The sequence below is a fragment of the Mesorhizobium onobrychidis genome (assembly GCF_024707545.1).
GTDB classification, from domain to species: Bacteria; Pseudomonadota; Alphaproteobacteria; order Rhizobiales; family Rhizobiaceae; genus Mesorhizobium; species Mesorhizobium onobrychidis.
In genome coordinates, this window is the sequence record NZ_CP062229.1 from 2,265,844 (window position 1) to 2,278,851 (window position 13,008).

At 58.4% G+C, this 13,008-nt stretch carries 15 protein-coding genes and 1 pseudogene; 8 read left to right on the forward strand and 8 right to left on the reverse strand.

The genetic code is table 11. The features are described 5' to 3' along the window. Positions 1 to 96: 96 nt before the first annotated feature. Positions 97 to 294, reverse strand: coding sequence for a hypothetical protein (locus tag IHQ72_RS11255; RefSeq protein ID WP_133254831.1), 198 nt, complete (start codon positions 292 to 294; stop codon positions 97 to 99). A 490-nt stretch (positions 295 to 784) separates the two neighbouring features. On the opposite strand from IHQ72_RS11255, the gene IHQ72_RS11260 reads away from it, so the two are divergent. Beyond that, positions 785 to 1,933: a glycoside hydrolase family 1 protein gene (locus tag IHQ72_RS11260; protein ID WP_258122491.1), complete on the forward strand. Its 1,149-nt coding sequence runs from the start codon at positions 785 to 787 to the stop codon at positions 1,931 to 1,933. Positions 1,934 to 1,956: 23 nt separating this feature from the next. Here the strand turns inward: IHQ72_RS11260 and glf are convergent, their stop codons facing one another. Then, entirely contained in the window at positions 1,957 to 3,123 is a 1,167-nt protein-coding gene (glf, locus tag IHQ72_RS11265) for a UDP-galactopyranose mutase (RefSeq protein WP_258122493.1), read from the reverse strand. Between the two features lie 2 nt (positions 3,124 to 3,125). After that, positions 3,126 to 4,298 carry a glycosyltransferase family protein gene (locus IHQ72_RS11270; RefSeq protein WP_258122494.1) on the reverse strand — a complete coding sequence of 391 codons (1,173 nt, stop codon included), beginning with the start codon at positions 4,296 to 4,298 and terminating at the stop codon, positions 3,126 to 3,128. Between the two features lie 494 nt (positions 4,299 to 4,792). Between IHQ72_RS11270 and IHQ72_RS11275 the strand changes: the two genes are divergently transcribed. The 4 genes from IHQ72_RS11275 to IHQ72_RS11290 all read left to right on the forward strand — a co-directional run bounded on the left by IHQ72_RS11275 (position 4,793) and on the right by IHQ72_RS11290 (position 9,059). After that, a complete protein-coding gene (locus tag IHQ72_RS11275; protein WP_077383561.1) occupies positions 4,793 to 5,716 on the forward strand; it encodes a glycoside hydrolase family protein in 924 nt (307 codons plus the stop codon). Positions 5,717 to 6,178: 462 nt separating this feature from the next. Beyond that, a complete protein-coding gene (locus IHQ72_RS11280) occupies positions 6,179 to 6,676 on the forward strand; it encodes a YciE/YciF ferroxidase family protein (RefSeq protein WP_027153941.1) in 498 nt (165 codons plus the stop codon). 163 nt (positions 6,677 to 6,839) lie between these two features. Further along, complete coding sequence (locus tag IHQ72_RS11285; RefSeq protein ID WP_258122495.1) at positions 6,840 to 7,766, forward strand: hypothetical protein; 927 nt, start codon at positions 6,840 to 6,842, stop codon at positions 7,764 to 7,766. 150 nt (positions 7,767 to 7,916) lie between these two features. Further along, on the forward strand, positions 7,917 to 9,059 hold the full coding sequence (locus IHQ72_RS11290) for an extracellular catalytic domain type 1 short-chain-length polyhydroxyalkanoate depolymerase (RefSeq protein ID WP_258122496.1): 1,143 nt from the start codon (positions 7,917 to 7,919) through the stop codon (positions 9,057 to 9,059). Here the strand turns inward: IHQ72_RS11290 and IHQ72_RS11295 are convergent. Continuing rightward, the gene (locus IHQ72_RS11295) at positions 9,056 to 9,448 is read right to left on the reverse strand and encodes a hypothetical protein (RefSeq protein ID WP_244602957.1); all 393 of its coding nucleotides are present in this window, start codon (positions 9,446 to 9,448) and stop codon (positions 9,056 to 9,058) included. The genes IHQ72_RS11290 and IHQ72_RS11295 overlap by 4 nt on opposite strands. Further along, on the reverse strand, positions 9,445 to 10,164 hold the full coding sequence (locus IHQ72_RS11300) for a Crp/Fnr family transcriptional regulator (RefSeq protein WP_077383388.1): 720 nt from the start codon (positions 10,162 to 10,164) through the stop codon (positions 9,445 to 9,447). The genes IHQ72_RS11295 and IHQ72_RS11300 overlap by 4 nt, the downstream gene beginning before the upstream one ends. A 205-nt stretch (positions 10,165 to 10,369) precedes the next feature. On the opposite strand from IHQ72_RS11300, the gene IHQ72_RS37060 reads away from it, so the two are divergent. Next, complete coding sequence (locus IHQ72_RS37060; RefSeq protein ID WP_123150106.1) at positions 10,370 to 10,606, forward strand: DUF6894 family protein; 237 nt, start codon at positions 10,370 to 10,372, stop codon at positions 10,604 to 10,606. A 31-nt stretch (positions 10,607 to 10,637) separates the two neighbouring features. Here IHQ72_RS37060 and IHQ72_RS37065 read toward each other — a convergent pair whose 3' ends face one another. Both IHQ72_RS37065 and IHQ72_RS11305 read right to left on the reverse strand, forming a co-directional pair. Then, complete coding sequence (locus IHQ72_RS37065; protein ID WP_374120346.1) at positions 10,638 to 11,075, reverse strand: DUF982 domain-containing protein; 438 nt, start codon at positions 11,073 to 11,075, stop codon at positions 10,638 to 10,640. Between the two features lie 140 nt (positions 11,076 to 11,215). Beyond that, positions 11,216 to 12,142, reverse strand: a complete 927-nt coding sequence (locus IHQ72_RS11305) for a manganese catalase family protein (RefSeq protein ID WP_258122498.1) — start codon at positions 12,140 to 12,142, stop codon at positions 11,216 to 11,218. Positions 12,143 to 12,483: 341 nt separating this feature from the next. Between IHQ72_RS11305 and IHQ72_RS11310 the strand changes: the two genes are divergently transcribed. After that, positions 12,484 to 12,675 (forward strand): hypothetical protein, encoded by a 192-nt coding sequence (locus IHQ72_RS11310; protein ID WP_077383391.1) that lies wholly within the window; start codon positions 12,484 to 12,486, stop codon positions 12,673 to 12,675. Continuing rightward, positions 12,672 to 12,851 (forward strand): hypothetical protein, encoded by a 180-nt coding sequence (locus IHQ72_RS11315; protein WP_077383392.1) that lies wholly within the window; start codon positions 12,672 to 12,674, stop codon positions 12,849 to 12,851. Before IHQ72_RS11310 ends, IHQ72_RS11315 begins: the two co-directional genes overlap by 4 nt. A gap of 6 nt (positions 12,852 to 12,857) precedes the next feature. On the opposite strand, the pseudogene IHQ72_RS11320 reads toward IHQ72_RS11315, so the two are convergent. Next, positions 12,858 to 12,986: pseudogene (locus IHQ72_RS11320) on the reverse strand (histidine kinase); the annotation flags it as partial. Positions 12,987 to 13,008 lie beyond the last annotated feature (22 nt).

Genomic DNA, 13,008 nt, shown 5'->3' on the forward strand with positions numbered 1-13,008 from the left:
AGCATTGGCGACGAGTTTGCAAGGACGGCTCATCATGGGCTATGGCAAGTCAGATCGCGAGCGTATGAATACCTTCAGGCGCAGTCCCCATCCTGCTCAGACCCCGCGGATGGCAAGCGCGACATCGGCGGAGAACGGCGGCACATCAAGCTTCAGCCAGCCGTCCGAATTCGCTTGCCATTCCGCTGTTTGCCTGCCGGCGTTGGTACCCCAGGCGATGACGCGATAGGTGCCGCGAGCCAACCCGGGCAGCTCCAAGGCAGCCGGAACCGGCACAGCGCCGGCACGAAGCATACCGTTTCGCCCGATCGTGTCGCGGCGAACCAGCCAGACCACTGCCTGGGAATCGTCGCCGCAGGCGACAGTAAGTTAGCGGGTCGCCCGCCCAACCAGAAATATTTCAGCCGAAGGGGAACCTCACGGTCGCAGGCAAGTTCGGTACGCAATGTGGGGGAGATTGCGCCATCTCATCGGATGTATCGTTGTCGTGCTTGCGATATTCTCCTCCCTCGGATTCCATTAGGAGAGACCATGCAGCGCGACGACGATCAACGAGGCTCGGCTTGAGAGCGCCAGTCTGTCATCCTGAGGTCGACCTCTGCTCACCGACAATACCTGGACTCGGCTCCGCTCACGCTCGCTTGGTCAACATTCGACGCTTGCACCCGTACCACTCAGGCGACGTGATGGCGGCCCGAATGAAATTGTGGTGGAGGTCGAAACTAGCAATGGCCGATCGCCTAGCGGGAGCGCTGGCGCGAGCCTTGGCCGACGGGTTGCACTTATGAGCAACGAGCCGGCGCGTCTGCCAGGCGAATATCCGTCCGAGTTTGCCAGTTTCTTCATGGCTGGCTTCGAATGTTCCTCGCATCGGCGCGGCGACGGAGTGCGCCTCGATTTGAATCGCGCAACCGCACACGACAAACATGCTCTCGGCGACTATCGCAGCTGTGCTGCCCTTGGGCTTCGCACGATCCGCGACGGCTTGCGCTGGCACCTGATTGAAACAGCGCCAGGAGTCTTCGACTGGTCGGGTTGGATCTCAATGATCGAAGCAGCCCACGCGGCGGGGGTGCAGGTCGTCTGGGATATCTTCCACTATGGCTCACCAGATCACGTAGACCAAGGCGCCCCAGACTTTACAGAAGCCTATGTCCGCTTCGCCGCTGAAGCTGTCCGGGTCCACCGCTCCGTCACGGGAGTAGCTCCCTTGGTGTGCCCGATCAATGAGATCTCATTTTTCGCATGGGCGATAGAGGTCGGCTATTTCCCACGCGTGGGGCCGAAGAAGCGGGGATGGTTCAAGCGACAGCTTGTGAGGGCAGCGGTTGCCGGCGTCAAGGCGATGCGCGATGCCGAACCTGATTGCCGGTTCATATGGGCTGAACCGCTAATTCATGTTGCGCCCCGTGACCATAGTCGTGCCGAGCAGCGGCGCGCGGAAAATGTTCGTCAGGGCCAGTTTGAAGCCTATGACATGCTGACGGGCCGTGCCGAGCCTGAGTTGGGCGGCAGCAAGGACTGTGTCGACGTCATCGGACTTAACTTTTATCCGCACAACCAATGGTACTTTCAGGGGCCAACGATACCGATGGGCCACCACGAATATCGGGCGCTTTCCGAAATGTTGGTCGAAGTCGCAGAGCGCTACAGAAAGCCCATGTTCATCGCCGAGACAGGCGCTGAAGGATCAGGCCGGCCGGCATGGCTCCATTATGTTTGCGATGAGGTCCGTGACGCAATGAGCCGTGGTGCCCCGGTTCAGGGTATATGTCTGTACCCGGTGACCGCGTATCCCGGCTGGGACAATTTGCGCCACGCGGAAGTCGGCTTGTTCTCTACGATTCATGCCGACGGTTCGCGCAGTCTTCGCCAGCCGGTTGCCGATGAATTGGATCGCCAGCGCAGATTGTTCGCGGCAGGTGTTTCGTAGCGGTCGAAGAAGGAGCGGGCCACTTAGGTGGGGAACTGCTCCGAATGTTGGCCGAGCATCGTCCGCTGCGTAAGCATCTGCACGGTGCCGGTTGCCGGCAGGCTCTGTTGAATGCGCGCGAACGTCGCCAAAGCTTGACCGACGACCTGATCCATATTGTAGTAGCGGTACGTGGCTAGGCGCCCGACGAACCACACGTCGGAGCACGCCGCTGCCAGTGCTTCATAGCGTTTGTACAGCGCCTCGTTTTCCGCCCGCGGCACCGGGTAATAGGGATCGCCGATATCGGTTGGAAATTCGTAAGTCAGGCTGGTCTTCGGGCTCTGCTGACCGGTCAGATGCTTGTACTCGGTAATGCGGGTATAGTTTTCCGTCTGCGGATAGTTGACAACGGCGACCGGCTGAAACTGCTCGCAATCAAGCGTCGCGTGTTCGAACCGCAGTGACCGATAAGGCAGACGACCAAGGCTCCAGTCGAAATATTCATCAATCGGCCCGGTGTAGATCATCCGCTGAAAGGGGATCTTGTCGCGAATTTCGCGATAATCGGTCTGCAGCATGATCTTGATCCTTGGGTTGTCCAGCATGCGCTGGAACATGCGTGTATACCCGCCAGCCGGCATATTCTGGAAAGTGTCGCCAAAGTAGCGATCATCGCGGTTGGTTCGGGTAGGGACCCGCGCAGTCACGGACTTGCTTAGTTGGGCCGGATCGACGCCCCACTGCTTCCTTGTATAGCCGCGAAAGAATTTTTCGTAGAGTTCTCTGCCAACGGTGCTCACAACCACGTCTTCGGCGGTTCGGACTTCCTCGACCGTTTCTCGCCGGGATGCGAAGAACTCCTCCAACTGCTCGGGCGTCAATTCAAGATCGTACAGGCGATTGATCGTGTCGAGGTTGATCGGTATCGGCAGCAGTTTTCCGTCGACCGAAGACAGTACGCGATGTTCGTAAGGCCTCCATTCGGTGAATTGCGAGAGATAGTCGATGATCGATCGGGCGTTGGTGTGGAATATATGCGGCCCATAGCGGTGGACCAGAATTCCCGCTTCGTCGTAACAGTCATAAGCGTTGCCGCCGATGTGATTTCGCCGGTCGATGAGCAGGACGCTTTCATGCCGTTGCGATGCGATGCGTTCGGCGAGCACGCTGCCAGCGAAGCCGGCGCCGACAATCAACCAATCGAACATGGTCAGGCTCCCCGGCGCAAAGGCACAATGCTTTTCATTGCATAGGCGCGCTGAATATGGGCAGCCATTGCTTCCCACGTTCGTTCCCAGGACATGTTAGCGAGGTAGGCATCGACTTCCTTCAGCAGGAAATTCCGGGGACGTGACAGAACGGACCGAAGCTTGGTTTCGATATCTTCGGCGTCGACGATGTCGACCAGGCCTTCAGCACCATAGGTGCGCACGACGTCCACAATCGCCGTGGAGACCACCGGCAGCCCGGCGGCCAGGAACTCAGGAGTTTTGGTCGGGCTGATATAGCGTGTCGCCTCATTGAGCGCGAAGGGCATCCAGCCGGCGCTCCAATGCCCGAGATAGCGAGGCAGGTCGGCGTAGGACTTGGCACCCAGCCAATGCAAGTTACTTGCGCGCGGCAGGCTTAGCGGGTCGATCTTGACCACCGGGCCGAGCATGACGAAATGCACTTCGGGCATTGCCGCAGCCGCCTGTGCGATCATTTCAACGTCGAGCCGTTCGTCGATCACGCCGAAGAAGCCCACTCTCGGTTGAGGTATGTCTGCCTGGTCTACAGGGTCATCGCCGGGCTCTCTTGCCTTGTGGAAATGCGCAACGTCGATGCTGCTGGGGAAGGGAAAAATCGACCTATGGAGGCTTCGTTTGGCCTCGTACAGACTCTGCCCGCCCGTGAACACGACATCAGCGCGCTGGAACAGCGCTTTTTCCATCTGCGTCAACTCTGCCGGTGCGTTCTTGAAGGCGGAGAGTTCATCCATGCAGTCGTAGACGCATACATCGCAGACTAGATGGTCACTGAAACGCAGCGCCATGGGCGTGTAGTACCATATGGTCAGCCGGTCATGCGGAGTTGAGTTGACGATCTGGTCGACGAACCTGCGCTGGATGGCGTCTGCCTTTGTTGCGGAAATGCCGACCGGAAGAACCGGGGTTACGATTGTGATCATTGCAGACGGATCGTTCACCCGCATCGAAGGATAGCGTGTTTCCTCGTAGACCGGCTCCTCAAAGTAAATTAGCTGCTGCTGTTTTGAGGCGTGCGTCAGAATATGCTGCGGGCGTTGGTGTACGAAATCCCACCTGAGGTGAGAAAAGCAAAGTAAAATAGACGATTTTAGGGGGATATTTGGTTGATTTTTTTTGCCGCCCGCTATTTTCATGTAAGAATCCCTTTAGTTATAGTTTACAATTCTCAGATTAACATATGTTAACCGAAGCTCGCTCCTGCTGAAGCCTTCATCCGTACATCTAACTTTCATTTGAGTAAGTTGTTCCACGGATTTTAATTGGCTGGAGCCGCCGAGCCGGCCACTAGCGCACTTGTTCGAAGAGAAGCGGCGCTGCTACCAACACCCGACGGACAGCGCCTCGGCCAAGGCGGGGGCCCTTGCAGCTTCAGATTGTTTGGACTGGGGACATCGCGAACAGGTGTGCGAGGACATCGCGCACCTGTTCGCGATGTCCCCAGTCCAAACACAGATCTCGCCAAATGTGGCGCATTGCCACAGAACGGCTGAAATCCGCTCAGTCGTTCAACAACCATTCATGAGCGCAGGTATAAAAGTTAATGAGCTGCGCATGATTCGTTTTGGTCGCCACAAATGGCCCAACGCATGGGCCGATGAAGGCAGCCACCGTGAGAGAGCCGCAAGGAATGAAGTTTAACTTTGAAACCAACGTCTTTCCGTTGTTTCACCCGCAGTCCGTGGATGATCTGAAGGATCCTTGTCCGGTGTTCGACGGCACGCTTTGGCACGTCTTCGGTTCCAGCGGCACTGTCACGACCGAGAGCTGGAAAATACTACATGCCACGGCTCCGGACCTTTATGGGCCGTGGACTGAGCATGAGGCGCTCGACTTGGCGGTAACCGGATCGGGCATAGCGGCGCCCGGCGTCATCCATGAATGCGGCGTTTTCCACATGTTCATCCAGACCGAATTCATGAAGTCCGGCGGACGTTGCGAGCATGCGGTGTCCAATGATGGCTTTCATTGGGTGGTGCTGAATCCGGCGATATTGTCCCTGCCGGACACCGATGAGGACGGGATCTACGATCCCCATCCGGCGATCATCGGCGGCAAGCGCTACATCGTCTATTCAGGCATGCCTAAATTCACCAGGGTGCCGCAGCCTGACGTCTATCTGGCGCGCAGCCAATCCGATTCCTGGTTCGGGCCGTGGAAACGTCTCGGTAAGATATTGGACCATCTCGACGTTCCCCATCACAACGCGCGCGAGCATCCGGACTACGAATGGGGGATCGAGGGCGCCCAACTGGTCGAATTACCTGACGGTCGCGTGCTTCTCAACGCCACCTGCTTCCTTCCCGACGGTCCGCGCGGAAGTCGTCAGCGCGTATTCTTCGCCATCGCCGACGAGGTCCAGGGTCCCTACGTGTCGGTCGGCCCCGTGCTTGATCCTGGTGAGCCTGGGGAGAACGGCCATTCGACAGTGATGATCGACGGCGGGAAACTGACCTTGTTTTACCAGAGCAGACGTGAGGCAACGAACCATCGCTGGCGTTTCGGACTGGCTAGGTGCGACCTGGATCAGCAAGTCCTTTCACGAGTCGCCTAACAGGGACGACCAGCCCACTTCAGATAATCATCTTTGTAATCGGGTTGCTGCCGCGTCCTCAATCAATCCCGATCGGTGAGGCCAGGCGGCGTCACGATTGGCGGGAGACATCGTTCTCGCAGAGAATTCTTTTAGGTGGAAGGGCTGGTCTCGCCGCCGGCGACTTTGGCGAGCAGCATCCCCAAGGTCAGGCGCGCTCGTTCATGGCTGCGCCGACAAAAATATTCTCAAGAATCTCGATAGATAGAGACGCCAAGTATCAGAGCATCACGCGATCCCTCGATAGCGAAATGGCTGGCGGAGCGGGAAGTGAATTGAACCAGGGGTTGACCCACGAAGTCAGAGTGACGTGCAGCGAGACGTCTCAAAGGAACCTTTCCGGCGTTGCGAGCTTGTTGAGCATGCGTTTCACAACCCCGTGAACGACAACAAAAAAACGCTGGAACCAAAAGGAAATCCGCCATGGCGAAAGAAAAGACATTGGATGATCTCTTCCTCGATACGCTCAAAGATATCTATTACGCGGAAAAGAAGATCCTGAAGGCGCTTCCCAAGATGGCGCGCGCCGCCTCATCGGCCGATCTGAAGGCAGCCTTCGAGAAGCACAAGGACGAAACCGACGGTCATGTCGAGCGCCTGCAGCAGGTTTTCGAGCTCCTTGGCAAGCGGGCACAGGGCAAGACGTGTCCCGCGATCGACGGCATCATCGAGGAGGGCGAGGAGATTATGGAGGAGTTCAAGGGAACTCCCGCACTGGACGCCGGTCTGATCTCCGCTGCCCAGGCTGTCGAGCACTACGAGATCACCCGCTATGGCACGCTGAAGCGCTGGGCCGAGGTTTTGGGCATGAGCGACGCCGCCAAGCTGATCGAACAGACGCTCGGCGAAGAGTCTATGACAGACGAGGCGCTCACCGGATTGGCGGACGCCTCGGCCAACGAAATGGCCAAGGCCGCCTGATCACACACCAGCCACCCCAACTGTGTTGGGGTGGCTGTTTTACTTCCAACATCCGTTCTTTCGATAGGAGACAATCATGGGTCGAGGCATTCTACTCTGGCTGCTCGGAGTTCCTATTCCGATCATCATCCTTCTCGCGCTGTTCATGCGGTAGGAGGAATTCATGGCATCAACCATCCTGGGGACGGACGTCGCCGCGCCGGTCGAGTCCTCGTCATCCGCAGTCAACTGGGGACCGATCATCGCCGGCGCCTTCGCTGCCTCGAGCCTGACGTTCATCCTGATGCTTCTCGGGTCCGGCCTCGGGCTCACGATGGTGTCTGCATGGTCCAACGAGAGCGCCAGCGTGACGACCTTTGCCGTGTCCACCGCGATCTGGCTGGTCATCGTTCAATGGCTGTCATCGGGTCTGGGCGGCTATCTGACCGGGCGCCTTCGCACCAAATGGGTCGGCATTCACAGCGATGAGACCTTCTTCCGGGATACCGCACACGGCTTTATGGCTTGGGCACTCGCCACGCTGCTGGTTGTGTTCGTGCTCGGCTCGACCCTGTCCGCGGCAATCGGCACCGGCGCTCAGGCGGCCTCGACAGTGGCCTCGGGAGTAGCAATGGGTGCCTCGGCAGGCGCGACCGCAAACGCCGCGAGCGACGGAGGCAGCGACGCGACGTCGTATTTCGTCGATGCGCTGTTCCGCCCGACCGATCCTTCCAGGCTGGCGGCGCCGGGCGCGGAGGGCGATGCGACAGCAGCCGCACAAGCTTCCCGCATCCTCATTACGAGTGCGGCGGCCGGCGAAGTCTCGGCCGACGACAAGACTTATCTAGGCCAACTCGTGGCCGCTCGCACTGGCCTGTCGCAAGCGGATGCTACTGCCCGGGTTGATGCGGTGCTTGCTCAGGTCGAGGCGGCCAAAGTCCAAGCACAGGAAGCAGCCGACACAGCTAGAAAAGCCGGCGCCACCTTCGCGCTGGTTGGCGCGCTTTCTCTCATCATCGGTGCGTTCATCGCCAGCGCAGCGGCTGCGTTAGGCGGCAAGCAGCGTGACGACGAAGAAGACGCGCTCTATCTCACAGCTAGTCGAGGCTGAAGACCTCTACTCCCGGCCGACCCAGAGGGTCGGCCGGGACTCCATCTCCCGCCGCTCTCCCTTGCTATTGTGCAGTGCAGCAACGATATTGCTGCACGCGCGTTGCACAGATTGCCGTCCATTCCGGGCGTCAGAACAGGGACGGCTCCATTGCGAAAAATCTCCGAGACCATCGCCCGCCTCGCCGCGCTGCAGGCGCGACATGCCACGCATACCGCCGAACTCGGTGCGTCAGACCATCTCCAGACGCTGGCCGACTTCGGTACCAATCCTGGCGGGTTGGGAGCGAAGTTCTACATTCCCAATGACCTATCCAAGGCCACCCCGCTCGTAGTCGTGCTGCATGGCTGCACACAGAACGCGGCCGGCTATAACCATCATTCCGGCTGGTCCCCACTCGCCGACGAGGCTGGCTTCGCGCTGCTCTTTCCCGAACAGCAACGCGGCAACAATCCGAACCTCTGTTTCAACTGGTTCCAGCCTGGCGACACCAAGCGTGGTTCGGGCGAGGCGCTTTCGATTCGCCAGATGATCGAGACGATGGTCGTCACCCACGGTCTCGACCGAAGGCGAATCTTCGTCACCGGCCTCTCGGCCGGAGGCGCAATGGCAGCGGCCATGCTGGCGACCTATCCGGAAGTGTTTGCCGGCGGTGCGTTAATTGCCGGCCTGCCCTACGGCAGCGCAACGACAATCCCGGAGGCCTTCGATCGCATGCGCGGCCACGGCGGTCCTTCGGAACAGGATCTGCAACGGGCCCTCCGCGGCGCAACGGATCATCGGGGACCGTGGCCGAGGATTTCGATTTGGCACGGTGCCGCTGACCACACGGTTTCGCCTTCCAACGCGGAAGCGATCGCAGGCCAATGGCGGGGAGTCCACCGGCTTGAGAAAGCGCCGACGCATCGGGAAGCTGCCGGACCGCACGAAAAGCAGGTCTGGCTTAACGCCGCGGGAGAAGCCTTGATCGAAATCAACATGATCGCCGGGATGGGCCACGGCACGCCGCTCGGCAACGGCCTCGGCGCTCCGGGGCCTTATATGATTGATGTCGGCATCGCCTCCACACGCGAGATCGCGCAGTTTTGGGGGATCGCGGCAACGGAGGAAAGCGACTCCCGGAAATCGAGGCCGCAAGTGCCCCAGTCACCGGCGCCAGGTATAGAAAATGCGAAGACGAAGCCCCCACAGTCGACTGCCATCCATCAGTTCCCGCGTCACCCGGAATCGGGCCAACCCGGCGTGAAGAAGATCATCGAGGATGCCCTGCGGGCAGCGGGCCTGATGCGCTAGGCGGGCGGCGCAAATCGCTCGCCGACTGTCTCGCCGGCCCGCGAAGGTCGAGCGGCTCCGACCAGGCAAGGGAACGCGTCGTTCTTTGGAATCTGTCCGCTTTTCAGCGAGCAGTCGCCATGCACCTCGTCCAGATCCTGCTTCCCCGCGCGGAGACGGCGATCGGTGATCCAGTGTTGGTAGTAACCGACTTGGCTGATAGCGCCATGAAGGCCGCGGGTGCACAAGGCATCGCCAGTGGCGACATCAACGAAGAGATCGGAAGCGTTTACGAAGTGATTATCCATGCCTTGCAACGTCGACGTGGCGGACGAGCGGATTGAGGGCACGCACAGGGACAGCGCGGTTACCTTCTGGAAATCTGACAAACACCCGAGCGAAGTATTCACCGCGGCTCCCGCACCATGCTGAGATAGGTTGGATCGAATTCGGCAATTTCCTGCAGTCGGTGCCAGTTCAAAATGGTCACAGTGTAGTTCGCCCAGCTTATCACCCCAACTTTACGCAACGCGCCGATCACCCGGTTCATATGAACAACAGACAGGCCAAGCACGTCGGCCAGCTCGGCCTGTGACAGTGGCAGGTGGAAACTCATGCCGCTGGTGCGCTTCACGACCTGCAGGCGCACGAAAAGCTCGCAGACAAGGTGAGCAAGATGCGCTGTCTTCGACCGCCGCCCCATGGCCACGATCCACTCGCGGTGGATCGCGCCGTCTACAAGAGTATCAAGCCACAATAGCCGGGTCAGATGTGGAGCTTCCTCTGTGATGACCCGCAGCCGGCTATGCTCTGCGATAATCACTCGACAGGGCGACAACGCCACTATGCCGTGGTCCATCGTTTTCAGAAGGAATGCGTGAAGGTCGACAAAATCGCCCGGCACCTGCAATGAGGTGAATTGCCGCCCGCCGTCTTCGAGCACTTTATAGCGGGCGGCCAGGCCCTCAAGAATCAACGTGCTGTTGGTTGGCCTGGATCCCTCCGAAACCAGGTCCTGTCCGGTCGAAAAATCCTTCTCGAACGACATGGCGCCGGCCAACAAAGCCTTTTCCGCATCGGAGAGGGCATCGTGCTGGCCGAGGTTGAGATATAGGGACTCAAGCATCCTAGCCTCCAGCAATCGCGCCTGAACGCCGATCGCCGAGAGGTTATTTGGAAGCGCACTGCACGGCTTCGGACTCTAGGCCTTCGGAAGATGGCGCACACTAACAATTGTTACAATGCACCCCATCATACTGAAATGCCATCGCCGCGGAACAATGGCGATCAACCCGAATTAGAACACGATGATAGCGTCGGGTTTTCCGAAGATGCAGCGCTTCTATTTTGACGTCTACGACTCGGATGGTCCAGAGACGGACACCGAGGGGCAATTGTTAGAGACGCCCGAACGAGCAAGAAGAGAGGCGCTTCGGATATTGCACGACATCGCACACGACGAGATGCCGGATGTCAATCTTGTGACGATCACAGTCAAAATCCGAACCGACGGTGATCGGCAAATTTTCGAGGCGTCACTCACCCTGACATCAGATTGGAGTCGTTAGACATACTAACGGTAGTCGGGAGCACGCGCAGCTAAACTCGCGCCTGCCGCGCCGCCTTCTCAAACGCAATGAAGGCGATATCCGGCGTACAGGTTCCTTCCCTTGCTGCGACGAGAAGGCGAGCGGCCTCCCTGTAGACGTCTGCCTCTTTGTTCGGCCATTGCCCAGCCAATGCTAGCTCAGCCTCGGTGATCAAGCGTCCATCCACAAAGCGGATCAAGAGCGGTAGAAACTTACCCATCGTGCGCGAACCCCGTTTTGCGAGATCGGCATATGGAGCGAGACAATGGCTGACCATAACAATGCTCGGGAAACCGGCGCTACCAAGTATCCAGCGAAGAGGGTGCTGATCCCTCTGACCGATTTTCTCAGGATGCCGCTGGAAACAGAGGCCGCGCAACGGAATTGGGTTGACGAGGCGCCGAGGCCAAGTGAACGACAAGACGCACCAGTCCGATGGCCAAAACATGACGATTCCCCCTGATGCTCCTAAGCCTCGCGAGTAGCGCGGGTCGCATCCATGCTTTGCAATATTGTTGTGCGCTTCTACTTTGGCGCGAATGGCGGTGTCCGGTGAAACGCGCGGCCGTTTTAGGCCGCGCTAAGAAATCAGCGCGAAGCTTTGTAGAGCTTGGCTGCAATTTCCATCATTTCTTCGGGTGCATAGTCTGGAGTGAAGGCAGAAGGCACGCCGCTTAATTGGTGTATCTTACCTCCATCAGGCATACCTTCGATGACTTCAAGCTCGCCGGGCGGGTCACCGGGAAGCGCCGTTTCGCCCTGTCCCCATATTCCGGCAATGTCCTTGTAGTCCTCCGGACTGAATGTATAGAGCCGTCGGTGCGAACCCTCATCAAGGTATTTCTGGCACTCCGGAATGTTTCCGAGATAGATGTTTGGAGTCGGCAGCATCTTCTCGATTTCAATGCCTGTCAGGTTCTTGATTGCCAGCGCATAGGCGTGCGCGTGAACCGAACCCCGCACGAGGAGATAGCCGCAAACCTCACGGCCGGTCGGATCAGTTAGGGACTCGTAGACCCGCAGCTTGTGCAGTCTGGCCCCGCATTCCAGGTGGAAATTATGGAGCAGATCAACGATGACATTTCCCGTCGTCGTGACAAAATCCATGTTCCAGGACGAACCGTTACTGTTCATCGGCATGGCCCCGCCGGCATTGGAGAAGAATGCCCCAGCCAGGCGAATGTCCTTCATTGCCTCATAAGGTGCGCCTGAGATGTCCCCGCCGTCCTTCTCATCCGCGCCTTCGAGGTCAGGGCCGTTGTTCAGCATGGTAACGCCGTTACTGACGAGTTCGACGTGACCAAGCTCCTCTGCGGTTATTGCTGCCACCAGGCCGTAAAAGGGCTTGAGCTTCGACTTGCTACGAAAATTGAAGCTTTGGAAAAGGTAGTTTCCCAGGGTCGACATTTCACCGTATTTGCCCCCGAGCAATTCTTGCAGGGCGGCACCCGCGTTGGGATCCACCTGGGTAGGAGCGGGTAGTTCAATCTGTAACTTGTCCACGCGCAAAAACATTTGGAGCTTCCTTTGATTAGAGTTCAGTGAAGCCCAACTTCCCCGCATAAGAGTTGTTCCGCAGCCGTCGCGGCGAAAGGTCGATTACAAATTGACGAATTCTGACTAGCAGTTCTGCAAAGATTCGACGCTAAATTCGGCATCGGCCAGGCCGGCTAGGAGCGTGAAGAAGGGGCCGCACCAAGCTTCTTCGCAAATACGTGTGACGCCGGGATACCTACATCAAATGCAAATGACCGACGGGCATTCAAGGCCCACGGTGGATGAGTCGCTGGCACATCGAACGGGCGCCGGTGCTTGAGAGTGAACATCGTACTCCCGCCCTTAAAAGGAGTTCCGCGATGGACAAACGCGAGGAATGCGCCGCCGTTTCTGCTCATGACTATTCGGTCATCAAGGGTGCCTTCAAGGCTATGGTGGCTGAAGGGCTGCCTGAACATGTGTGGGCCGAAGTTGCCGAGAGAATGGTTGGCGATTTGACCAGGTCGATCGACATTGATCCCGAGCTAGTCATGAGGATAATTCGCAGATGACTCAACGGCGCGTCGACAAGGAGAAGTTTGAGCGGGCCGACCGCGAGGCGAAGCTCGCGCTCGAGACAGAGCGGCGTCATCGTGAAGCGAAAACCGCGCGTCTTCGTGAGCAGCGGCTCGCTGCCGAGGCGAATGCCAACCCAGAGCGAAGCTACTCGCCGAAGCTCTCATCGTAGGCAAATCAAATCCGAAACAGCAATCGCGATTGGCACCTGGTCGAGGAATTTTTTGAACTGATCGCTTTCCAGCGCGGTGGCAAGGTCGGGTGTATCGAGCAACTGATCAACGGCCTTCTCTGAATCCGATGTCATCTCGGGGCCTGTTCTTTTCCCT